The sequence below is a fragment of the Nocardia sp. NPDC041819 genome (assembly GCF_055590505.1).
This window is the reverse complement of sequence record NZ_JBVJAP010000016.1, coordinates 12986-35573: the sequence shown is the minus strand read 5'-3', so window position 1 is coordinate 35573 and position 22588 is coordinate 12986. Positions and strand designations below refer to the sequence as shown.

15 protein-coding genes, 1 tRNA gene and 1 pseudogene are annotated in these 22588 nt (G+C 70.2%); 11 read left to right on the top strand and 6 right to left on the bottom strand.

Annotated elements, in window-relative coordinates:
* Window positions 1–88: 88 nt before the first annotated feature.
* Together ACZ6DL_RS31740 and ACZ6DL_RS31735 are read right to left on the bottom strand one after the other, a co-directional pair.
* On the bottom strand, window positions 89–1996 hold the full coding sequence (locus ACZ6DL_RS31740) for a serine/threonine-protein kinase (RefSeq protein ID WP_466056633.1): 1908 nt from the start codon (window positions 1994–1996) through the stop codon (window positions 89–91).
* A 174-nt stretch (window positions 1997–2170) separates the two neighbouring features.
* On the bottom strand, window positions 2171–3556 hold the full coding sequence (locus ACZ6DL_RS31735; RefSeq protein ID WP_466056631.1) for a serine/threonine-protein kinase: 1386 nt from the start codon (window positions 3554–3556) through the stop codon (window positions 2171–2173).
* Window positions 3557–3586: 30 nt separating this feature from the next.
* On the opposite strand from ACZ6DL_RS31735, the gene ACZ6DL_RS31730 reads away from it, so the two are divergent.
* Window positions 3587–3760, top strand: a complete 174-nt coding sequence (locus tag ACZ6DL_RS31730; RefSeq protein WP_466056629.1) for a hypothetical protein — start codon at window positions 3587–3589, stop codon at window positions 3758–3760.
* Window positions 3760–4104, top strand: a complete 345-nt coding sequence (locus tag ACZ6DL_RS31725) for a hypothetical protein (RefSeq protein ID WP_466056627.1) — start codon at window positions 3760–3762, stop codon at window positions 4102–4104. Before ACZ6DL_RS31730 ends, ACZ6DL_RS31725 begins: the two co-directional genes overlap by 1 nt.
* Window positions 4105–4310: 206 nt before the next feature.
* Here the strand turns inward: ACZ6DL_RS31725 and lat are convergent, their stop codons facing one another.
* Window positions 4311–5645: an L-lysine 6-transaminase gene (lat, locus tag ACZ6DL_RS31720; protein ID WP_466056625.1), complete on the bottom strand. Its 1335-nt coding sequence runs from the start codon at window positions 5643–5645 to the stop codon at window positions 4311–4313.
* A gap of 64 nt (window positions 5646–5709) precedes the next feature.
* Window positions 5710–6162 (bottom strand): Lrp/AsnC family transcriptional regulator, encoded by a 453-nt coding sequence (locus ACZ6DL_RS31715; protein WP_039796222.1) that lies wholly within the window; start codon window positions 6160–6162, stop codon window positions 5710–5712.
* A gap of 112 nt (window positions 6163–6274) precedes the next feature.
* Here ACZ6DL_RS31715 and amaB point away from each other — a divergent pair, with 112 nt between their 5' ends.
* Both amaB and ACZ6DL_RS31705 read left to right on the top strand, forming a co-directional pair.
* Entirely contained in the window at window positions 6275–7804 is a 1530-nt protein-coding gene (amaB, locus tag ACZ6DL_RS31710) for an L-piperidine-6-carboxylate dehydrogenase (RefSeq protein ID WP_466056623.1), read from the top strand.
* A 74-nt stretch (window positions 7805–7878) separates the two neighbouring features.
* Window positions 7879–7952 (top strand) — tRNA-Met (locus ACZ6DL_RS31705).
* A 149-nt stretch (window positions 7953–8101) separates the two neighbouring features.
* Here ACZ6DL_RS31705 and ACZ6DL_RS31700 read toward each other — a convergent pair.
* Complete coding sequence (locus tag ACZ6DL_RS31700) at window positions 8102–11575, bottom strand: indolepyruvate ferredoxin oxidoreductase family protein (RefSeq protein WP_466056621.1); 3474 nt, start codon at window positions 11573–11575, stop codon at window positions 8102–8104.
* 287 nt (window positions 11576–11862) lie between these two features.
* On the opposite strand from ACZ6DL_RS31700, the gene ACZ6DL_RS31695 reads away from it, so the two are divergent.
* Window positions 11863–12342, top strand: coding sequence for a hypothetical protein (locus ACZ6DL_RS31695; RefSeq protein WP_466056619.1), 480 nt, complete (start codon window positions 11863–11865; stop codon window positions 12340–12342).
* A gap of 390 nt (window positions 12343–12732) precedes the next feature.
* A complete protein-coding gene (locus tag ACZ6DL_RS31690; RefSeq protein WP_435825876.1) occupies window positions 12733–13899 on the top strand; it encodes a lipase family protein in 1167 nt (388 codons plus the stop codon).
* 109 nt (window positions 13900–14008) lie between these two features.
* Here the strand turns inward: ACZ6DL_RS31690 and ACZ6DL_RS31685 are convergent, their stop codons facing one another.
* Entirely contained in the window at window positions 14009–14554 is a 546-nt protein-coding gene (locus ACZ6DL_RS31685) for a histidine phosphatase family protein (RefSeq protein ID WP_396987873.1), read from the bottom strand.
* Window positions 14555–14661: 107 nt separating this feature from the next.
* Between ACZ6DL_RS31685 and ACZ6DL_RS31680 the strand changes: the two are divergent.
* The 5 genes and pseudogenes from ACZ6DL_RS31680 to ACZ6DL_RS31660 form a co-directional block, all read left to right on the top strand.
* Window positions 14662–18783, top strand: a pseudogene (locus ACZ6DL_RS31680) (ATP-dependent helicase); the annotation flags it as partial.
* A 93-nt stretch (window positions 18784–18876) separates the two neighbouring features.
* Entirely contained in the window at window positions 18877–19584 is a 708-nt protein-coding gene (locus ACZ6DL_RS31675; protein ID WP_466056770.1) for an Lhr family helicase, read from the top strand.
* A gap of 120 nt (window positions 19585–19704) precedes the next feature.
* Window positions 19705–20499, top strand: coding sequence for a DNA-formamidopyrimidine glycosylase family protein (locus tag ACZ6DL_RS31670; RefSeq protein WP_466056618.1), 795 nt, complete (start codon window positions 19705–19707; stop codon window positions 20497–20499).
* 75 nt (window positions 20500–20574) lie between these two features.
* On the top strand, window positions 20575–21936 hold the full coding sequence (hpnE, locus tag ACZ6DL_RS31665) for a hydroxysqualene dehydroxylase HpnE (RefSeq protein WP_466056616.1): 1362 nt from the start codon (window positions 20575–20577) through the stop codon (window positions 21934–21936).
* Window positions 21937–21995: 59 nt separating this feature from the next.
* Window positions 21996–22571 carry a TetR/AcrR family transcriptional regulator gene (locus ACZ6DL_RS31660; protein ID WP_466056768.1) on the top strand — a complete coding sequence of 192 codons (576 nt, stop codon included), beginning with the start codon at window positions 21996–21998 and terminating at the stop codon, window positions 22569–22571.
* Window positions 22572–22588 lie beyond the last annotated feature (17 nt).

The window sequence follows — 22588 nt, the reverse complement described above, 5'->3', positions numbered from 1 at the left end:
TCCGGCGGGCGCACGGTGACCATCCGGGATCGGTGGTTCACCGCGGGTCAGCTCAACGGCGCGGCGCGGTGGTGACGCGCGGGGGCGTTCAGGGGATGTGGACGCGCACGCCGCCGGAGAGGACGAAGTCGTGCAGCTCCAAGTGGTCGGGGGTCGCCGTCCGGGGCAAGTCGAAGACGAGCTGGGTGGTGGCGGACTGCCCGGGGCGCAGCTCGAAGGAGTAGCCGAGGCGCTGCTGGGTGTTCTGCCACATGGTGGCGGTGGCGTTGTGGTCGAAGGGCGTGTTCCGCGCGTCCAGCAGGCGTTGGCCCATCGGCAGGAACCACTTCGTCTCGTCGGAGATATTCCGCACGGCCAGCGTGACGATGAGGAACGAGCCCGTGGCCCGCTGCAATCCGACTCGTGCAACGCCCGTGTCGACGTTCGTCACGACGAACTCGAATTTGCCGTCGCGCACGGGACTGCCCGCCGGCGCCACGGCGGCCGGATCGGATGCGCGGTCGTCCCCGGGTGGCCCGGGGTTCTCCACCGCCACCGCCGAGGGCGGCAAGGTGGGCGCGGGCGCGCCGGAATCACCGGCCCTGGTTCCCGCCGCGATCAACGCGACGCAGCCCGCCGCGAACGCGAACGGCGCGAGGAACACCACGATCAGCGCGCCGATCATCTTCGACAGGAGACTCCGGCGACGACGCGGCCGACGACGCGGGACCGGGACGCCCGGACGACGCTGCGCGACCGGCGGGGCCGGACGCTGCACCGCCGGGAAGACCTTTCGCGCCGGCGCGCGATACGGCGATGCGACCGGGCCGTGCTTCGGGGGCAGCACGCGAGCGAGCAACCGTTCCTGCCACCCCGGCTGTGTGCCCCGGGCGGGTCCGGCGGGATACGACCCGCGTCCGGGGGCTGGATACGGCTGTCCTGCAACGGGATAACCGGCGGATGCGGGCGGACGCTGCGCACCGGCGTATCCGCGCAGTGCCGAGCCGGGAGTCGGAACATGCTGAACCGGTTCAGGATCGGGCGCGACTGTCGACCAGTCGAGTTTGGTGGCCACAAGGGTCGGTGGAGGGCCCGGGTTCGGCAGGACTTCGGTCGGGATAGGCGTTCGCCGTGGCCGCTCGGGATTCACGGATTCCGATGCGGCTGCTGCGGCTTTCGAGTCCGCGGCTACCGGCTCCGGAGCGGACGCGCCGATCGCGGCTCGCGCGGCCGCGGCGAATTCTCCTGCGGTCGGGAATCTCTCGCGCGGCTCCTTGGCCAGACCGCGAGCGATGACGGCGTCCAGCGCGGCGGGGACGGCGGCGCACATCGAACCGGCGCGTGGGGGCGGCGCCATCAGGTGGGCATGCATCTGCTGCGCGGGATCGGTATCGCCGTAGAGCCGCGCACCGGTGAGGCATTCGTAGAGCACGCAGGCCAGCGAGTAGACGTCGGCGCGTCCGTCCGCCTTTCCGCTGAACCGCTCCGGGGCCATGTACGCGAGGGTGCCGATCGCCATGCCGGTGGTGGTCACGGCCGTCTGTCCGAGCCCGTGCGCGATGCCGAAGTCGATCAGATAGGTGAAGCCACTGGGATGTACGACGATGTTCGACGGTTTGACGTCGCGGTGCACCAGCCCGGCCCGGTGCGCCACATCGAGCGCGGCGGCGACGTGGCCGATGACGCCGATCGCGACGGCCGGTGGCATCGGGCCCTCGGTTACCAGCTTGCCCGCCAGGTCGGCGCCCTCGACGAATTGCATGTCGATGTAGAGCCGGCCGTCGATCTCGCCGAATCGGTGGATCCGCGGCACGTGCGGGTCGCGCAACTGCGCCACGGCTTCGGCTTCACGCTCGAACCGCTTGCGGTATCCGGGCGCGGCCGCGAGGTCGGCGGGCAGGAGTTTCAACGCCACTCGTCGTGCCGCCACCATGTCGTACGCCAGCCAGACCTGACCCATGCCGCCCTTGCCGAGCGGTCGCTCCAGCCGGTAACCCCCGAATCGCACCTCCCCCATCGCGAACCTCCAGTCACCGTTGACAGCTGGTCGACCCGGCCTCCACCTGCGGCGCGAACAACGGAAATCAGCAGCTCACCGTGCCGATACCGAAGAAGTGGCCTCTTTCGGAGCGTAACCGCACCCCGCCGCACGCACCACTGTGTGCTCGACGACAGTCCGGCGACGGCCCGCCTACTTACCCGGCTTGGCCTTGGGCTTGCCGTTGCCGTTGCCGGGATTCGCGTGATCGGGCTTGCCCCGGCCGGGCTTGTCTTCCGAGGCGGGGTGTCCGGACTGGTTCGAGTCGTCGACGTTCTCCGCGGCGACACCGCCCGCGGCCGGCGCTGCCGGAAGCCAGCTCGACCGGCCCCCCGTCAACGGAGTGCAGGTCAGCACGAGGCCGTCCACGGTGACGCTGTGCACGTCCACCACCGGGTCACACGGCTGGCCCGGGCCGGGCAGGACCAGGATGGGCGCCGAAATGGGCACCGGCGCCCGCGTGGCCGGTACATGCGACGGCGGCGCGGACGGTTCCTGCTTCGGAGACTGGGCGGGAGCGGAGGCCGGTCCCGCGTCGGCCGCGTCCGGGCGCCCGAGCCACAGCGACCCGGCGACCAGCGCGACGAGCGCCGCGAAAGCCGCCAGCGCCAGACGCGATCCGGAAGACGTTCGCGCTTCGGGCGCGGCGCCGGTCCGGACGACCCCACGCGGCGGCGGGAGCACGAAGGTCGGCACCGACGACGCGAGTTCGACCGTGGTGGCGTCCTGGCCCGTCAGGGCCGCGTACCCGGCCGAGGCCAGTTCCCCGGCGCTGGACCAGCGCAGGGCGGGGTCTTTCGCCATGCCGCGTGCGATCACCGCGTCCAGTGCGGGCGGCAAGGCCGGATTCAGCTCGGAGGCGAGCGGAGGGGTTTGCATCAGGTGGGCGCGCAACATGCGCGGCGGGTCGCCGTCGTCGAACGGCCTTCGCCCGGTGAGGCACTCGTACAGCACGCAGGCCAGCGAATACTGATCGGACTGGGGTACCGCCGACCCGTCGAACCGCTCCGGCGCCATGTACGCCAGCGTGCCCACCACATTGCCGGTGGCGGTGATCGCGGGCTGGTCGCTGCGCTGCGCGGTGCCGAAGTCGATCAGGTAGGCGGTGCCGTCGGGCGTCACCATGATGTTGGACGGCTTCACGTCGCGGTGCACCAGGCCCGCACGATGCGCGATGTCGAGCGCGCGGGCCGTCTGCACGACGATCTCGATCGCGCGCTCGGGTTCCAGCCGCCCCGCCCGCCGCAGCAGCGCGGCCACGTCGGAGCCTTCGATGTACTCCATATCGATGTACAGGCGGCCGTCGAGTTCGCCGAACGAATGGATCGGCACCAGGTGCGGCCCGCGCACCTGGGCGGCGAGCCGAGCCTCCCTGGTGAATCGCTGCCGGAATTTGGGGTCGGCCGCGTAGGCGGCGGTCAGTACCTTCAACGCGACGGCACGGTCGGCGGTGGTGTCGTGCGCGAGCCAGACCTCGCCCATGCCGCCGCTGCCTAGCAGCCGATCGAGGCGGTAGTGGCCGAACCACAGCTCGCCCATGTCGTAGAACCTCCCGCTAGCCTCTTCCTCATGACCGAGCTACCCGAAATCCGACGGGATACCGCGAAACGCGCAAAAACGGCGGCGCGGCCATCCGATCATGTCGCAGCGAGGCCGGTCGGCGTCGCGGAATTCGGCGGAGTGGTGGCGGACGCGCTGGTCGCCTCGGCCGGCTACCGGCGCGGCGCAACGGGCGGACGCTGATGGAGCCGATCGAGATCAACGCGGGCGCCTGGTATCTGCGCGCCTTGCGCGCCGACGACCGCATCGATGACCGACCGGCCCTGGCCTCGGGTGGCATCACCGAACCGGACTACGTGGCCCGGCGCACTGCGGGCTGGGTGGAGCAGACACATTTCTCCTGGGCGGTCTGCGAACCGACCACGGCCGAGTTGGTGGCCGAGATCGGGGCGACGCCGGCAGGTGACGGCACCGCGGCGGTGACGGGGTGGGCACGCCCGGGCTACGAAGCGGCCCTGGATGCCGGACTGACGTCCGTCCGCCGTTTCGTCGAAGGAGGTTTGGGCCTGCGTCCGGTCATCTCCTGACCACTCGACGACCGGCGTGCTGGTGCCAGGTCAGCGCATCACGCGGGTGTGTCCGTCGGGATGACGGCCGGATGGCGAACCCGTGTTCGAGTGCCGCGCCTCTTCGGAGAGTGGTGACGGCATGGATGCCAAGTCCAGCAGGAGGATCCGGGATTCCGGCGCACCCACCTGGCGCGCCGAGATACCCGGAACCTCCTGTTCGCGGGCTATTCCAGGCCGGTAAGGACCCGGTCCATGGCATCGACGGCCTCGTCCAGCTCGGCCCCGGTGACCGTCAGCGGAGGACGGAACCGGATGCCCCGCTCGCCGGTTCCGAGGATCAGCACCCGCTCCCGCTCGCGCAGCGCGGTGAGCACCTCGTCGCGCAGCCGGGACGACGAGAGCGTGATCGCGCACATCAGGCCGCGCCCGCGCGGCTCGCTGACATCGGGGTGCCGGGCGGCGAGCGCGCCCAGCCGCTCGAGCAGGTGCGCCCCCAGCGGCCGGGACCGTTCGATCAGTTCGTCCCGCTCGAGCACCTCCAGGACGCGCCTGCTGCGCACCATGTCGGCGAGGTTGCCGCCCCAGGTCGAGTTGAGCCGGGAGCTGACCGCGAACACGTTGTCGGGCACCTCGTCCACGCGGCCACCCGCCATGACGCCGCACACCTGGGTCCGCTTACCGAAAGCGACCACGTCCGGCGCAAGGCCGAGTTGCTGGTAGGCCCAGGCCGTTCCGGTCATGCCGACGCCGGTCTGCACCTCGTCCAGCACGAACAGCGCGTCGTGCTCGTGACACAGCTGCTGCACGGCTTGCAGGAACTGCGGGCGCAGATGCCGGTCGCCGCCCTCGCCCTGGATCGGCTCGGCGATGAAACACGCTATGTCGTGTGGGTTTTCCTCGAATGCCCGACGCGCCTGCGCGAGCGCGCACGCCTCGGCCTCCTCGATGTCGAAGGCGTCGGTGAGGTAAGGGGACTTGATGCGCGGCCAGTCGAACTTCGGAAAGCGCGCGGTCTTCACCGGATCGGTGTTGGTGAGCGACATGGTGTACCCGCTGCGGCCGTGGAACGCGCCGGTCAGGTGCAGCACCTTGGCGCCGAGTTCCGCTGCGCGGCCCTGGGATTCGTTGTGCCTGCTCTTCCAGTCGAACGCGATCTTGAGGGCGTTCTCCACCGCGAGGGCGCCGCCGTCGATGAAGAACAGGTGCGGTAGCCGCGGATCGCCGAGCACCCGCACGAACGTCTCGACGAAGCGGGCCATCTCGACGGTGTAGATGTCGGAGTTGCTCGGCTTGTTCACCGCCGCGGCGGTGAGTTCGGCCAGGAACCGCGGGTCCTCGGCGAGGGCGGGGTGGTTCATGCCCAGCGCGTTGGAGGCGAAGAAACCGAACATGTCGAGGTAGGGGCTGCCGTCGCGTTCGTCGACGAGGCGGCAGCCACGGGAACGGTTGAGGTCGAGCACCAGGTCGAAGCCGTCGGCCAGGATGCTCGCCGACAAGATCTCATGGACCCGGGCGGCGGGGGTGACCGCCGGGCGGGTGCGTTCCAGTTCGATGGTCACGCCCTGAGGGTACGTAAAAATTTACGGAACCTCTATGACTATCCGTATTAATTACACAGAATCGCTACCTGTCATAGAATGTCTGCAAGATGATGGTGCTCCGGGTGCGCACGTTGGCAGTGGCTCTGATCTCTTGGAGCAATTGCTCGAGGTGCCGCGGTGACGCCACACGCACCAGCAGGATGTAGCTTTCCTCCCCGGCCACCGAGTGGCACGCCTCGATGCCGGGGATGTGCTGCAACACCGCGGGCGCGTCATCGGGTTGCGACGGGTCGAGAGGAGTGATCGCGACGAATGCCGACAGCAGTTGACCGAGCGCTTCGGGATCGACGTGTGCGGTATACCCGCGGATCACACCGCGCGCCTCTAATCGGCGAACCCGGGACTGCACCGCGGACACCGACAGACTCGCCTTCTCGGCCAGGTTGGACAGAGTGGCCCGTCCATCGGCCATCAGTTCACGAATCAGCAGGCGATCGATGTCATCGAGTACGGGTCTTGCCGGTGTATCCGCCATCAGCGAAGGCTAACTCAGGCGGCCCGCCTCGTGTCCGAAACCTGACCTCCATCCTCCCACTCGAGGGGACAGACACGCCGCGACGCGGCCGAAAGGTACGGCGGTACAACAGATGACCGAGGTATTGGACGTTCGGACCACCCGGCAACTCACCGCCCGCGCGGAGGCGGTACTGCGCCGATTCGGTGCGCTGCCAGCGGAACCCGGCGATCTGCCCGCGCGCACTCCGATCACCGGAGGGCAGCTGACCACCCTGCGGTCCACCTCGCCGAACGAGGTCGATGCCGCCATCGGCCGGGCCGCTACCGCCTTCCGGGGCTGGCGCGGCGTTCCCGCTCCCGTCCGGGCCGGTGTCGTGCGCAGGCTGGGGCAGCTGCTCACCACACACAAGAGCGACCTGGCCGAGCTGGTGACGCTGGAGGCGGGCAAGATCCCCGCCGAGGCCGCGGGCGAAGTGCAGGAGATGATCGACATCTGCGAATTCGCCGTCGGCCTGTCCCGCCAGCTGTACGGCCACACCATGCCCTCGGAACGTCCCGGCCACCGGTTGATGGAGACCTGGCATCCACTCGGCGTGGTCGGGGTGATCTCGGCGTTCAACTTCCCGGTCGCGGTCTGGGCGTGGAACACGGCGATCGCGCTGGTCTGCGGCGATACCGTGGTCTGGAAACCGTCGGAGACGACGCCGCTGACAGCGCTGGCCTGTCACGCCCTGCTCCGGCGCGCGACCGGCGAGGTCGGCGCGGATCCCGAGATCCATCAACTGATCCAGGGCGGGAGCGAGGCGGGCTCCCGGCTCGTCGACGACAGCCGGGTCGCGCTGGTGAGCGCCACCGGGTCGGTGCGGATGGGCCGGTTGGTGGCGCCGCGGGTGGCCGAGCGGCTCGGGCGCTGCCTGCTGGAGCTGGGCGGCAACAACGGCGCGATCGTCACCGCGTCCGCCGATCTCGACCTCGCGGCGCGGGCGATCGTGTTCGCGGCGGCGGGCACGGCCGGGCAGCGGTGCACCACGCTGCGGCGACTGATCGTGCACCGGGACGTGGCGGGCCCGCTGATGGACCGGCTGGAGCGGGCATACCGGCAACTGCCCGTCGGCAACCCCTTCGACGAGGGGGTGCTGGTCGGGCCGCTGATCGACGGCAAGGCCTACACCGGAATGCGCGCGGCGCTGGACAAGGCGGTGACCGACGGCGGCGAGCTGGTGTGCGGCGGCGAACGCGTCGATGGATTCGGCGAGGACGCCTACTACGCGCGGCCCGCCATCGTGCGCATGCCCGCCCAGACCGCGGTGGTGCGGGAGGAGACCTTCGCGCCGATCCTCTACGTGCTCACCTACGACGACTTCGATCGCGCGATCGCCCTGCACAACGAAGTGCCGCAGGGTCTTTCGTCCGCGATCTTCACCACCGACCAGCGCGAGGCCGAACGTTTCCTCGCCGCCGACGGATCCGATTGCGGCATCGCGAATGTCAACATCGGCACCTCCGGCGCAGAGATCGGCGGCGCCTTCGGCGGTGAGAAGCAGACCGGCGGCGGACGCGAATCCGGCTCGGACTCCTGGAAGGCCTACATGCGCCGAGCCACCAACACCGTCAACTACTCCACCGAACTGCCCCTCGCGCAGGGCATCGAGTTCGGCTGAACCGCTCGCCGCACCCGCTCCCACCAGGCGATTGGGTTGTTGGCACCACCCTGTGTAGTGTTGTCCTTACCCGACGCGGGGTGGAGCAGCTCGGTAGCTCGCTGGGCTCATAACCCAGAGGTCGCAGGTTCAAATCCTGTCCCCGCTACTACAGGCCCGGTTCGGACGGTTCACACCGTCCGAACCGGGTTTTTTCTTGCGGTGTTCTTCCTCCGGCAACGGAACCCAGGCCGGGCGAAGCACTGGTGGATTCGCGGGTGAACGCACCGACCGGCGAGCACCGCCGGAGGGCACCCGTCACCATCGCGGCGGCTCGATACCGAGTTCCCGCAAGCCTTCGGCGTAGCGCGCGACGCCGGCGAGCTTGATGTCCTCGTAGCCGCGCACCACATCGGCGAGCGCCGCCGCCCGCACGGCGCGGTCATAGCCCGATCCGTCCAGCATGCCGGCCAGGTTCGTCACCATCGCGGTGTAGTGCGTGCGCAGTTCGCGTTCCACGCGGCGCACGCGCGCGTAACCGAACGGGTCGAACGCCGTGCCGCGCAGCCGCTTTCCCTTGGCCAGCAAGCGCAGGGCGAAGTGACTGCCCGGCCGCATGCCGATCTTCTTCTTCCGTCCCAGCGCGCGCAGCACCGGTGGGTGCAGCCGGTAGGTGAGGTTCGCCCCCTCTGGCACCTGCGTGGCGACCTCCGCCAGGAAGGCCGGGTCGGTGAGCCGCCGCGCCACCTCGTACTCGTCTTTGTACGCGGTGAACTTGTACAGTCCGCGCGCCACCTGCTCGCTGAACTCGGTACGGTCGGTCACCCGGCGCTCGGCCGCCCAGATGCGTTGCACCGTGCGGACGTAGGCGCGTGCCACCGCCACGCTCTGGAAACCGATCAATTCCACAGCCCGCAGCTCGACCAGGCGCCGGGTCTCTCCCGTCGCGGTCAATCCCTCGAACAGGTCCGCCGGTACCGCCACCGGGGCCGGTTCGGCCGCGCGGCGGGTGGTCGCGGCGGCGAACTCCGCCGGCCGTGCGATCGCCACCCGCCCCCAGCGGAACGCCGCGAGATTCGCCGCCACGGCCACGCCGTTGATCTCGATGGCCTCCTCGATCGCGGAGCGCGGCAACCGCAGGCCGCCGAGCTGGTAGGCGGCGCCGATCAGCAGGAAGTTCGCGGCGGCGGTGTCACCGAAGAGGACCTCCGCGGCGGCCAGCGCGTCGAAGGACCGCACCGACCGCGAGACCTGCTCCAGCCGCCGCAACAGCGCCGCCTCGTCGGGATAGGCGACCGACTTGTCGTAGACCATGTCTCCGGTCGGCGTCTTGCTGGTGGAGGCGACCGACACGGTCGTCGTGGCGCACCCGTAGGCCAAATTCTTGGTGTCGGTGGCGGCCAGCAGGTCGAAGGCCACGACGCAATCGGCCGAAGCGGGGGCGAGCCGGTTGGCGGGCTCCAGCGCGTCCACGGCGAAGCGCAGGTGCGACACCACGGGTCCGGCCTTCTGGCTCATGCCGATCTGGTCCAGGCTCGCCACCTCGTACCCGGCTCGCATCGCGGCGGTCGCCAGCACCTGGTTCACGGTGACGATGCCGGTGCCGCCGATGCCGGCGAGAAAGACGTTCTGCGTGGTCGTCGGCGGTTCGTGCGGCAGATCCGGCAGCCGCGGCGGCTGTGGCCGCCTGCTCGTGCCGCGCTCCTTCCGTTTCGCCGGATCGGGCAGCTCGACTGTGACGAACGAAGGGCAATCGCCGTTCAAGCAGCTGTAGTCGGTGTTGCAGGAGGTCTGGTCGATTCGGGTCTTGCGCCCGAACTCGGTATCCACCGGCTGCACCGACAGACAATTGCTCTGGACGCCGCAATCACCGCAGCCTTCGCACACCGCTTCGTTGATCACCACCCGAGTGCGGCGCACCGGCAGGGCGCCGCGCTTGCGCTGCCTCCGCGCGTCGGCAGCGCAGTGCTGGTCGTAGATCAGCACCGTGACGCCGGGGATCTCGCGCAGCGCGCGCTGCGCCTCGTCGAGGCGGTCCCGGTGCCACAACAGGGTGCCGGGAGCCAGATCGCGCTTGCGGTAACGCCCGGGTTCGTCGGCGCAGACGATGATCTTTCGGACGCCTTCGACGGCGAGCTTGTGGGTGAGCATCGGCACCGTGAGCGCGCCCTCGGCGTGCTGCGCGCCGGTCATCGCGACCACGTCGTTGTGCAGCAGCTTGAAGGTGATGTTCACACCCGCGGCGACGCACGCCTGCACGGCGAGCTGGCCGGAGTGGAAATACGTGCCGTCACCGATGTTCTGGAACAGATGCGGCACGTCGGTGAACGGGGCTTGGCCGATCCATTGCGCGCCCTCGCCACCCATCTGGGTCAGCCCGGTGACCTTGCTGTCGGTCCGGGCGGACATGGTCACCAAGGTATGACACCCGATGCCGCCGCCCGCCAGCGAGCCTTCCGGGACGGCCGTTGAACGGTTGTGCGGGCAACCGCTACAGAAGTAGGCGGCGCGCTTGGCGGGCAGCACCGACAGCGACAGCGGCTGCGGCAGTGGACGTTTCAGGGAGAGGTGTCCGTCGAGCAGGCGGCGCAGCGGTGCGGCGATGCGCCCGGAGGTGAGTTCGCCGTCGGCGCCGAACAGCGGGCGACCCGCGTGGTCGCGCTTGCCGACGATCTCGGGCGCGCCCGCGATGCCGTACAGGATGTCGCGGATCTGGGTCTCGACGAAGGCCGTCTTGTCCTCGACGACGATCAGCCGGGTGAGCCCGGCGGCGAACTCCCGGACGCGATCGGGCGCGATCGGATACGGCATCCCGATGCGCAGCAGCCGGATTCCCGCGGCGTGCAGCGCGTCGTCGTCCGCGCCGAGGTCGAGCAACGCTTGACGGACCGCGTCGAAGGTGGTCCCGGTGGCGGCGATGCCGATCGTGGCGTGGGACGGGTGGACCTCGATCACGTCCAGTCCGTTGCGTGTGCTGTAGGCGCGTACCAGCTCCCAGCGGGGACCGTAGAGATCCGCCTCGGCCAGCAGACTGTCGGCCGGAGCGGCCATCGGACGCTGCCGGTAGTGGAAGGGCTTTCCCTCCCAGTCGATTTCGGGCACCACGAGGTCGATGTCGCCCACCGAACCGTCGACGGTCCAGGCGCCGTCGGCGACATCGGCGACGATTTTCAGCGCCACCAGGCAGCCCGAGGCGCGCGACAGCGCCACCCCGTGCAGGCCCATGGTGATGATCTCGCGGGCGTTGCGCGGGAACAGCACGGGGATGTTCATCGCCGCCAGCGAGCGCTCGCTCACCGCGGGCACGGTGGACGACTTGGCCGCCGGGTCGTCGCCGACCAGCAGCAAGACGCCGCCGCGCGGATTCGCGCCGTACATGTTGGCGTGCCGCAGAGCGTCGGTCGCGCGGTCCAGACCGGGACCTTTGCCGTACCAGACACCGACAACGCCGTCATGGGTCGCGGTGCCCGCGGGCAGATCGGCCTGGCTGCCCCACACGGAGGTGGCGGCCAGTTCCTCGTTCAATCCCGGGACGAACGAGATGTCGTGCTCGGCGAGGACGCCCGGCATGCCGGCCAGCATCTTGTCGACGCCGCCGAGCGGGCTGCCCTGATACCCGGAGACGAACGTCCCCACCCGCCGCCCGGCACGCAGATCACGCACGTGCTGCTCGACCAGCTGCCGCGCGATGGCCTGGACGCCGGTGAGGACAACGGTCCCGGAGCCGACGCGGTAACGGTCGGCAAGGTCGTAGGGAGCTGCGATCAGATCGCGGTCGGCGAGCTCGGTCATACAGATCCACCCGTCCGCTCGGCGCCGGTCCGGCGCCTCGCATCGTTGAGCACTTGTTGGCGATATCGTGTCCCTGAAGATCTGAACGCACAACCTCAACCGAAGCGACTGAGCATTCTGCTCAATTATGAGCCCATAAGATGGGCACATCCTCAGCACAGTGCCAGCTTCATGTGACGGTGAACACATCCACGCATCCGGGCATTCGATCGTCTTCGGCGAGCCGAGCCGGTGCCGCCCCGCGTTTCCTCCGCCGCCCCCACGCCCACCTGTGTGAAGGTGGAAAGATGGCAATACTGAGGAGGGGCGCGGCGATCGTCGCCGCCTCGATGTTCGGGATGCTGACCGCGTGCGGGCAGCATGTGGACCCGGCCGCCCCCTCCACGCCGGAGCGAACCGCGCAAGAGGCGGCGGGAACGCGCGCCGATCCGGGTCCCCGGAGAATCGCGGGCGGCACGATGATCGTCGTCCCGCATGCCGCGGACCTCGAGCCCACATCGGCGATGCCCTTCTCCGAGTACGACATCGAAGACGGGACGAACAAGCTCGCGATCCACATCCCGGGCCCGGTCGGCTGTCCGAGCATCGGATTCACCGCGCGCGTGGAAGAATCGGCCGACCGGGTGAGCGTGCGGCTGCTGCGCGGCCTGCATCGCGGCATGCCGCCGTGCCAGGGCGCGAACCCCGAGCAGAAGCGCGAATACGGCGTGGTCGTTGTCGACCTGCAACGCCCGCTGGGCGAACGGACGGTACTCAGCTTCGCATGAGCCGAACGAGAGGCCGATTCGATGTGCGGCCGGGCAGGCCGCCTCCTTTAGTGATCTTGCCGAATGGCGGGCCACGGGCTTTGTGACATGTCCGATTCACGCCTTCCGGTGCGACGGCTCGATCGGTGGGGCGCTATCTTTCGCACGGATGGTGCCGCCTTCGCGGCTACCGGCGGTCCCGGAGTCGAAGGAGGTGCGGCCGTCCGTCATGATCGACTCAGGGTCGCTCCGGCGGCGGTTCCTTCTGCTCTGTCCCGCAGCGAACGCTCGCTGCGGTTTTTCGCGTAGTGCCGGTCCGTCCGAAGCACCGCCGCCGCGGCGTGCCCGCGGGGCGGTGGGTCGGTGACGGCTGACTTTCGAAGGAAACCCGTGTTCAGAGTTCCGTCCAGGATTGCGGTCTTGCTGGTGAGCCTCGTCTCGCTCGGCCTGCTCGGCCTGCCCGCAACGGCTCAGCCTCTCTATCCCACCCCCGATCCCGATCCCTTCTACACCGCGCCGCCCGACCTGGAGGCGCTCGCCCCCGGTGACGTCGTGCGCAGCCGCAGGATCGACACCGGTCTCTATGTCGGGACCGAGGGCTGGCAGGTGGCATTCCGCTCCACCACGTCACAAGGCAAGCCCGTCATGGGCATCACTACGGTGCTGCTGCCCGCCGGGGTCAAGAATCCGCCGCTGGTCTCCTATCAGGCGCTGATCAATTCGCTCGGCACCCAGTGCAATCCGTCGCGCTCGCTGTTCAACGGCGAGCTGCAGGATGCGGTCGGCGCGATGCTGCCCATCGGACGCGGATGGGCGATCTCGCTGCCGGACTACCTGGGCCCCACCTCCGCCTACGGCGCCGCGCGCCTGGCGGGCATGATGACCCTCGACAGTGTGAAGGCCGTCCGCAAGGTCGCCGCTCTCGGTCTGTCCGACTCCCCCGTGGCCATCGCGGGTTACTCCGGCGGCGGCATGGCCACCTCGTGGGCCGCCGCGATGCAGCCCACCTACGCGCCGGAGCTCAAGCTCACCGCCGCCGTGGCCGGTGGCATCCCCGCCGACCTGGAGGAGATGGCGATGTCGCTCGGCTTCGCGCCGCACCCAGGATTCGGCCTCGCCTTCGCCGCCGCCATGGGACTGGAGCGGGAGTACCCGGACCGGCTGCCGATCTCCGACCAGCTCAACGAGAACGGTCTGTGGTTCCGGGAGTTCACGCATGACGCCTGCCGCCGGTTCCTGCTCTTCCACGGTGCCTTCCGCAGCGCGGAGCAGATGGCGGCGTCCAAGAGCCTCATGGACAGCCCCGAGGCGCACGCCGTCCTGCGGGAGAACAGCCTGCGGTACTTCGATGGTGTGCCCACCGCGCCTACCTACCTCTGGCAGGGCCGCTTCGACGAGATGACCTTCTACCAACCCGTCGCCGAGGTCGCCGACCGGTACTGCAAGGCGGGTGCGCCGGTGACGTTCCACACCGTCGACATCTCCGAGCACATGACCGCGGCCGCCGCCGGATTCGCCGACGCGTGGAACTACGTCGAAGCCAGGTTCCGCGGCGAACCCGCACCGACCAACTGCTGAACCCGGACGAGAAGCGGCCCGGGAGATGTTCTCCCGGGCCGTTTCTCGTCGGTCGGCCGATGGAGCGCCCATAGCCCCGGTGGTCCCGCATGCCACCCGGGTTCGGGCATCAGGCGGTGAAGTGCAGCGTCCATTCCCCGCGGTAGTGCAGGCGGGTGACGCTGCCGGGCGGGATATCGATGCGCCAGAACGATTTCGGCGGGGCATCCAGCGTCACCAGCAGCGCGGCCCGTACCACGGCGGGGTGGGTGACCGCGATCGTGGACACCGGCTGCGCGGCCACCTCGGCCATCCACAACCTGGTTCGTTCGATCACGTCCAGCACGGATTCGCCGCCGTGCCCGCGGAACGCCGGGTCGGTGAGCCAGGCGTACAGCTCGTCCTGGGGTACCGACATCAGTTCGCCGCCGCGCCAGGCGCCTGCGTCCAGGTCGCGCAGCCGGTTGTCCTCCTCGCCCGGCAAACCCAGCAGCGCGGCGGTCTCCACCGTCCGGCGCTCCGGGCCGGTGAACACCCGCGCGGCCGTGAGCGGTCCGCACTCGGCCATCGCCCGCCTGCCCGCCTCGGTGAGCGATTCGTCCACCGGGAAGCGTGCCTTGCGCATCGCCTCGGTCATTCCGTGGCTGACCAGGTCGAGTCTGAGCACTTTCTGCACCTGTGGAAGCGTACGGCCCGGCGTCGGCGGCCGTTGTTCGATTGCTCGCGCTTCGCTCGCGAAACGGTACGGGCGTGCTTGTCGGTGTCCGGGTGCACACTGAAGCCATGGCCCAGTTCTCCCGCGCGACCCAGGAGTGGTTCGACGGCGCGTTCCCCGCGCCGACCTCCGCGCAACTCGGGGCGTGGAAGGCGATCGCGGCGGGCGAGCACACGTTGGTCGTCGCGCCGACCGGGTCGGGGAAGACGCTCTCGGCGTTCCTCTGGGCGATAGACCAGCTGGCAACCCGGGAGCAGCGGCCCGAGCGGGCCGGCACCTCGGTGCTGTACGTGTCCCCGCTCAAGGCGCTCGCGGTGGACGTGGAACGCAATCTGCGGGCGCCGCTGGTCGGCGTCACGCAGACCGCCAAGCGCCTGGGACTGGAGCCGCCGGAGATCACCGTCGGCGTCCGTTCCGGCGACACCAGCGCCTCCGATCGGCGGTCCATGCTGCGCACCCCGCCGGACATCCTGATCACCACGCCGGAGTCGCTGTTCCTCATGCTGACCTCGGCGGCCCGCGACACGCTGCGCGACGTCGGCACGGTGATCGTGGACGAGGTGCACGCGATCGCCGGTTCCAAACGCGGTTCGCACCTGGCGCTGTCCCTGGCCCGGCTCGACCTGCTGACCGAGCGGCCCGCCCAGCGCATCGGGCTGTCGGCGACGGTGCGGCCACCGGAGGAAGTCGGGCGGTTCCTGGTCGGCAACGCGCCGATCACCCTGGTCGCGCCCCCGGCGCCGAAGACGTTCGACCTGTCGGTGCGGGTGCCGGTAGCGGACATGACCGAACCGGGCGACTCCGACCAGCCGGGCTCGATCTGGCCGCACGTGGACGAGGCGATCGTCGACCTGGTGCTGGAACACCGGTCCTCGATCGTCTTCGCGAACTCCCGCAGGCTCGCCGAGCGGCTCACCGCCCGGTTGAACGAGGCCTACGCGGCACGGCTCGGCGAACCGGTGGAGACCGAGCACGAGCCGCCCGCCCAGCTCGGCCCGTCCACCGAGGTGATCCACGGCGCCGGGCCCCTGCTGGCGCGAGCGCACCACGGGTCGGTCAGCAAGGAGCAGCGGGCGCTGATCGAAGACGATCTCAAGAGCGGGCGGCTGCGCTGCGTGGTCGCGACCAGCAGCCTGGAACTCGGCATCGACATGGGCGCGGTCGACCTGGTGGTCCAGGTGGAGGCGCCGCCTTCGGTGGCCAGCGGATTGCAGCGGATCGGGCGGGCCGGGCATCAGGTCGGCGAGATCTCGCGCGGGGTGATCTTCCCGAAACACCGCACCGACGTCATCCACTGCGCGGTGGCGTCGCAGCGGATGACATCCGGGCAGATCGAGGCGATCCAGATCCCGGCGCACCCGCTGGACATCCTGGCGCAGCAGACGGTGGCCGCGTGCGCGCTGGATTCGATCGACGTCGACGGGTGGTTCGACGTCGTGCGCAGCACCGGGAGTTACGCGGCGCTGCCGCGCTCGGCCTACGAGTCGGTACTGGACCTGCTCTCCGGGCGGTATCCATCCGACGAGTTCGCCGAGTTGCGGCCCCGTCTGGTCTGGGATCGCGACGCGGGCACGCTCACCGGGCGGCCCGGCGCGCAACGGCTGGCCGTGACCTCCGGCGGAGCGATCCCCGATCGCGGCATGTTCGCGGTGTACATGGTGGGTGAGAAGGCGTCCCGGGTCGGGGAACTCGACGAGGAGATGGTCTACGAGTCCCGGGTCGGCGACGTGTTCGCGCTCGGGGCGACGAGCTGGCGGATCGAGGAGATCACCTTCGATCGGGTACTGGTGACGCCCGCGTTCGGGCAGCCGGGGCGGTTGCCGTTCTGGCACGGTGACGGGCTCGGACGGCCCGCCGAACTCGGCGCGGCGCTCGGTGAGTTCGTCCGCACGGTGGCGCGGGAGCGCGTCGCCGAACCGGCCGGGCAGGCGAGCACGAGGAAAAGCGCGCGACGCGACGGCGGTGCGACGAAAACGCCTCGTGCGCAGGAGCAACCGCGCCACGACGGGGCCGAGCCCGCCGTTGGGCGCACGCGGGGCGAGTTCGCCGATCCGATGCCGGAGAGCGTCGCGCGGCTCATGGGCACCGCCGGTCTGGACGACAACGCGACCACGAATCTGCTCACTCTGCTGGACGAGCAGCGCACCGCGACCGGGCACCTGCCCACCGACCGCACGCTGGTGGTGGAACGGTTCCGCGACGAACTCGGCGACTGGCGGCTGGTGCTGCACTCGCCCTACGGCCTCCCGGTGCACGCGCCGTGGGCGCTGGCCATCGGAGCGCGACTGCGCGAACGGTTCGGCGTGGACGCCGCACCGAACGCTTCCGACGACGGCATCGTCGTGCGGCTGCCCGACACCACCGACGATCCGCCCGGCGCCGAACTGTTCGTCTTCGAGTCCGACGAGATCGACGACATCGTCACCGAGCAGGTAGGCGGATCGGCGCTGTTCGCCTCCCGGTTCCGCGAATGCGCCGCGCGCGCGTTGCTGCTGCCGCGCCGCGATCCGGGCAAGCGAGCGCCGCTGTGGCAGCAGCGGCAGCGCTCGGCCCAGCTGCTCGACGTGGCGCGCAAGTTTCCCGAGTTCCCGATCCTGTTGGAGACGGTGCGCGAATGCCTGCGCGACGTCTACGATCTGCCGTCGCTGCGCGACCTGCTCGGCCGGGTGGGGCGGCGCCAGATCCGGCTGGTCGAGGTGGAGACGGCGACGCCGTCCCCGTTCGCCAACGCCCTGCTGTTCGACTACATCGGGCAGTTCATGTACGACGGTGACAGCCCGCTGGCCGAACGGCGCGCCGCCGCGCTCTCGCTCGATTCCGGGCTGCTCGCCGAACTGCTCGGCCGGGTCGAGCTGCGCGAACTGCTCGACGCCGCGGTCATCGAGCAGACCGAGCGGGAACTGCAGCGGCTCACCCCGGAGCGGCACGCACGAGACGCCGAGGGCCTGGCGGATCTGCTGCGCCTGCTCGGACCCCTGACCGCGGCCGAGGCCGCCGAACGCTCCGACGAGGACCCCACCGCCTGGTTCGAGAGCCTGGTAGCCGCGCGCCGGGCCCTGGCTGTTACCTTCGCCGGTCGCAGCTGGTGGGTCGCGGTGGAGGACGCGGCCCGGCTGCGGGACGCGCTCGGGGTTCCGCTGCCGATCGGCACGCCTGCGGCGTTCATCGAGCCGGTGGCCGATCCGCTCGGCGACCTGGTGGGCCGCTACGCCCGCACGCACGGCCCGTTCGGCACGGAGGCGGTGGCCGCCCGGTTCGGGCTGGGCACCGCGGTCGCCGCCGGCGCGCTGCAACGCCTGGCCGCCGAAAAACGGCTGGTCGAGGGCGAATTCACCCCCGGAGCAGCCGGGGCCGAATGGTGTGACGCGCAGGTGTTGCGCCGGCTGCGCCGCCGGTCGCTGGCCGCGGCGCGGCACGAGGTCGAGCCGGTCTCGACCGCCGCGTTCGGGCGCTTCCTCCCGTCCTGGCAGCACATCGGCGGCGGCGAGCTGCGCGGCGTCGACGGCGTGGCCGCCGTGGTGGAACAGCTCGCCGGCGTGCCGATTCCGGCGTCCGCCTGGGAATCGCTCATCCTGCCCGCGCGGGTGCCCGGCTATACCCCCGCCATGCTCGACGAACTCATGGCGACCGGCGAGGTGATCTGGTCCGGGCACGGCGCCATCACCGCCAAGGACGGCTGGATCGCTCTGCATCTGGCCGAGCAGGCGCCGTTCACCCTCGCGCCGCCGGACGAACTCGATCCGACGGATGCCCAAGCGCGCCTGCTCAACGCCCTTGGCGCGACGTTCGTGCCGTGGACGCCGCCCGGCCCGGCGCAGGACGTCCCGGATCGAGCGCCGGTGTCGCTGGACGAGCCGGATGCGCCGTCCGCCACCGCGGGCGACGGTCGCGGCGCGGACGGGCGATCCGGCGACACGGACGGTCACACCGGCGGCGCCGCCGCACCGGTCGGATACGGGACAGACAACGGTCGGCCCGCGCCGGTCGACTCGGCATACGCGTCCGGTGCGGGGCACCCGACCTCCGGCGCCCCCGCGCAACGACTGATCCCGGTGCCGCAGGGCGGCGGCGCGTACTTCTTCCGGCAGCTCTCGGACGCCACCGGTCTGCTCGATGACGCCGCGGTGGCCTCCGCACTGTGGGAATTGGTCTGGGCGGGCGTGGTTTCCGGCGACACTTTCGCTCCGGTGCGGGCGCTGCTGTCCGGCACGACGCGGACCACGACGGCCCACCGCACGCCCCGGCGCGCGCCGCGGGGCCGGGCCTACCTGCCCCGCCCGAGCATGCCGACCCGTTCCGGTCCGCCCTCGGTCGCCGGACGATGGTCGCTGCTGCCGGAGCGGGTGTCGGACAACACCGTGCGCGCGCACGCTACGGCGGATCTGCTTCTGGAGCGATACGGCGTGCTGACCAGGGGCTCGGTGCAGAACGAGGGCGTACCGGGCGGGTTCGCGCTGATGTACCGCGTGCTCACCGAATTCGAGGATCGCGGCCGTTGCCGCCGCGGCTATTTCGTCGACTCGCTCGGCGGCGCCCAGTTCTCCACCACCGACGTGGTCGACCGGCTGCGTTCCTTCGACGCCGAACGCGCCCGTCCCGAATCCAGGCAACCGACCGGCACGGTGCTGGCGCTGGCCGCGTGCGACCCCGCGAATCCGTACGGTGCCGCGCTGGCCTGGCCGAAGAGCGACGTCGAGGGCGGGCATCGGCCCGGACGCAAAGCCGGGGCGCTGGTCGTGCTCGTCGACGGCGAACTGGTCCTGTATCTGGAGCGGGGCGGCAAGACCCTGCTCACCTTCACCGAGGATCCCGACGCGCGCCGTGGCGCCGCCGGAGCGCTCGCCGACCTGGTCCGGCGCCGCCGGGTGGACGCGCTGGTCATCGACCGCGTCAACGGCGACACCGTGCACGGCAACACGTTCGCCGAATTCCTCACCGAAGCGGGTTTCTCCGCCACCCCGCGCGGTCTACGTCTGCGGAGCCGCCCGTGAACGCGCTCCCGGGCACCGGCTCGGGGTTGCGGGAAGGCGCGCCCACACGAGTTCGCGGAGGCGAGCGAAAAGGGTTTCGCCCATCCAGCGGTGGGCGCGGCCCCGGGCCGGAGCTGCCCTATGCCTGAGGGTGACACCGTCTTCCTGGCCGCCAAACGGCTCCGCGCCGCATTGGCGGGAAAGGAATTGACCCGCAGCGATTTCCGGGTGCCGCGATACGCCACGGTCGATCTGCGCGGACAAGTGGTCGAGAGCGTCGGCAGTTACGGAAAACACCTGTTCATCCGCACGCCTACCGTGAGCATTCACACGCACCTGAAGATGGAGGGCAGCTGGCGCGTGTTCCACTGCGGACAGCGCTGGACCAAACCCAGGGTCGCCGCGCGGGTCGTGTTGAGCACCACGGATATCGAGGCCGTCGGCTTCTCGCTGGGCAAGGTCGAGGTGGTGCGCGTGCGCGACGAGCACCGCATCGTCGACCACCTGGGGCCCGACCTGCTCGGTCCCGAGTGGGATGCGGCCGAAGCCGTCCGGCGATTGGAGCGATATCCGGATCAACCGATCGGCGTCGCCCTGCTGGACCAGCGCAATCTGGCCGGTATCGGGAACGTGTTCCGCAGCGAGGTCTGCTTCCTGCGCCGCGTCCATCCCGCGACCAGGGTCGGGGATGTCCCGGACCTGCTGGCCGTGGTCAACGAGGCACACCGCATCCTGACCGAAGCGGTCCGAAAGCCTCCGCGACGGCCGCTGGCCTACGGCCGCACGCATCGCCCCTGTCAGCGCTGCGGCACACCGCTGGTCGCCGACCTGCTCGGTGACACCGCACCCGATTACGACCGCGTGGTGCAACGCGAACGGGGCATCTTCTTCTGCCCGCAATGCCAACCCGTCCCGAGTGAGCCCGGGGCAGCGTGAAAAACCGCTCCGCCCTTGACGAGTCACCGCCCGCGCACCTAACTTACAATTTGTAAGTTACGACGGGAGAGCACCATGAGCGACCCACGGCGATACGTGGTGATCGGCGGCGGCCTGGCGGGGCTCGCGTCAGCGGTCTGGCTGGCGGAGGCGGGCAAGCAGGTGACCCTCCTGGAGCGCAGAGGACAGCTCGGCGGACGCACCCACGCCATGCGGGCCGAGGCGGTGGACGACCCGCCGGACAACGGCCAGCACGTGATCGCCAGTGGATACGACCACCTGTTCCGCTATCTCACGAGCGTCGGCACCCGGCAATACATCGCCTTTCCGCACGGTGCCACGCTGCGATGGCCCGACGGCCGCAGCGTCACGATGCGCACCAAGGGAATCGGCGCTCTGCGCACGCTGTTCGGCGCGCATCCCGACGCTAATCCGCTGGAGCGCGCGCGGGCGGCGGTCGCCACCCTCCGCCTCGGCCTGCAGTGCCTCAACCAGCCCGCCGACCTGCCCGACCTCACCACCGAGCAATGGTTCGACCGGGTCGGCATGCCCGCGAAAGCGCGTGAGGCGCTGTGGGATTGGCTGGCGCTCGGCATCGCGGCCGAGCCGGTGCAGCAGGAGTCGGCGAAGGTGTTCGCCGATGTGATGGCCACCGGCATCCGGCTGGGCCTGCGGCACCGGCGAGCCGTCGGCATCGGTTACCCCACCACCGATCTGGACACGTTGTATGTCACCGGGGCGCTGCGCGTCTTCGAGAAGCACGGTGTGCAAGTGCGCTACCGAGCCGTGGCCCGCCGCATTCACATCTCGGACGGCGAAGTGACCGGCGTCGCATTGGCCGACGGCACCACGATCCCGGCGGACGCGTTGGTCTGCGCGGTGCCCAACTCGAACATCGGGGGCCTGCTCGACGAACTGCCCGAGCACGCCGAGATCTACGCGGCCGCGGACAAACTGGGATACACCCCGATCGTCAGCACCAACCTCTACCTCGATCGCCCGCTGGGCACCACGGCCGAGTTCGAGGCCCTGATCGGCGGCACCGGCGTCATCGACGAGGTCTTCGATCGGCAGCGGATGACCGGACGCAGTACCGCGAAAGCCTGGCTGTATTGCCTGACCACCAGTGGCGCCTACGAACAGATCCACAAGACCAGCGACGAGATCGTCGACGAGCAAATGGCGCTGCTGCGCCGCTACTACCCGGCGGCGCGCACGGCGAACGTCGTGCAGGCGCAGGTCGTACGCATGCCGAAAGCCACCTTCTCGCAGGTGGTCGGCACCCACGCGTTGCGTCCGAAGCAACGGACCTCGGTGCCCAGCCTGGTGCTCGCGGGCGACTGGACCGCCACCGACTGGTCGGCGACGATGGAGAGCGCGGTGCAGAGTGCGGCGCGGGCGGTCGATCTCCTACTCGAGCTACCGTCGACCGCGTGACCACGGATCGCTCGACCGCTGAGCGCGCGAGCACCGAGCCCGCGCGGCCGAAGCGCCGGATGTCCGCCGCCGACCGCCGTACCCAACTACTGGACGTGGCGCGTGACATCGTCGCCACCGATGGCTTCGGCGCGGTGAGCATCGATCGGGTGGCGCGCGAGGCGCGGGTGGCCCGTGCGCTGGTATACCAGCAGTTCACCGATTTGTCCGGGCTGACGGCGGCACTGCTGGATCGCGAGTCGGCCATCGCGTTCGCCGGTGTGCGCAGCGTGGACTGGGACCACGGCGACGTGGACCGTGTCGGCCGTGGCATCCTCGCCTACCTGCACGCGGCGCCGACCAGCTGGCGCATCATCCTCAGCCCATTCGACGGCGGTCCGCCCGAACTGCGTGAGCGCCTCGCGCTCGGCCGCGCCTACGCCAGGGCGATCGGCGCGCGCCACCTGTCCCGACATCTCGGGGTCACCGTGGATCCGAACGGCCCGACGGAGCGAATCCTGTTGGCCGCCATGGAGGAACTGGCCCGCCTGCACCTCATCGACCCGATGGAGTACCCGGACGAACTGGTGCTGCGCTATCTGCGCTCCCTGGTCGACTGGGCGATGCGGATGGAAGCGCCCGTCGGCGAGAACTGATCGCACTCCGGGGCGCG

What these genes read in the sequence shown, in the direction of transcription:
- ACZ6DL_RS31730 (WP_466056629.1), top strand. Translation starts at nt 3,587, where the DNA reads ATGACCGAGCTACCCGAAATCCGACGGGATACCGCGAAACGCGCAAAA.
- ACZ6DL_RS31700 (WP_466056621.1), bottom strand. Translation starts at nt 11,575, where the DNA reads ATGACCGAGCTCGCCGACCGCGATCTGATCGCAGCTCCCTACGACCTT.
- ACZ6DL_RS31695 (WP_466056619.1), top strand. Translation starts at nt 11,863, where the DNA reads ATGGCAATACTGAGGAGGGGCGCGGCGATCGTCGCCGCCTCGATGTTC.
- ACZ6DL_RS31740 (WP_466056633.1), bottom strand. Translation starts at nt 1,996, where the DNA reads ATGGGGGAGGTGCGATTCGGGGGTTACCGGCTGGAGCGACCGCTCGGC.
- ACZ6DL_RS31675 (WP_466056770.1), top strand. Translation starts at nt 18,877, where the DNA reads ATGCCGACCCGTTCCGGTCCGCCCTCGGTCGCCGGACGATGGTCGCTG.
- ACZ6DL_RS31725 (WP_466056627.1), top strand. Translation starts at nt 3,760, where the DNA reads ATGGAGCCGATCGAGATCAACGCGGGCGCCTGGTATCTGCGCGCCTTG.
- amaB (WP_466056623.1), top strand. Translation starts at nt 6,275, where the DNA reads ATGACCGAGGTATTGGACGTTCGGACCACCCGGCAACTCACCGCCCGC.
- ACZ6DL_RS31715 (WP_039796222.1), bottom strand. Translation starts at nt 6,162, where the DNA reads ATGGCGGATACACCGGCAAGACCCGTACTCGATGACATCGATCGCCTG.
- ACZ6DL_RS31660 (WP_466056768.1), top strand. Translation starts at nt 21,996, where the DNA reads ATGTCCGCCGCCGACCGCCGTACCCAACTACTGGACGTGGCGCGTGAC.
- ACZ6DL_RS31670 (WP_466056618.1), top strand. Translation starts at nt 19,705, where the DNA reads ATGCCTGAGGGTGACACCGTCTTCCTGGCCGCCAAACGGCTCCGCGCC.
- ACZ6DL_RS31735 (WP_466056631.1), bottom strand. Translation starts at nt 3,556, where the DNA reads ATGGGCGAGCTGTGGTTCGGCCACTACCGCCTCGATCGGCTGCTAGGC.
- hpnE (WP_466056616.1), top strand. Translation starts at nt 20,575, where the DNA reads ATGAGCGACCCACGGCGATACGTGGTGATCGGCGGCGGCCTGGCGGGG.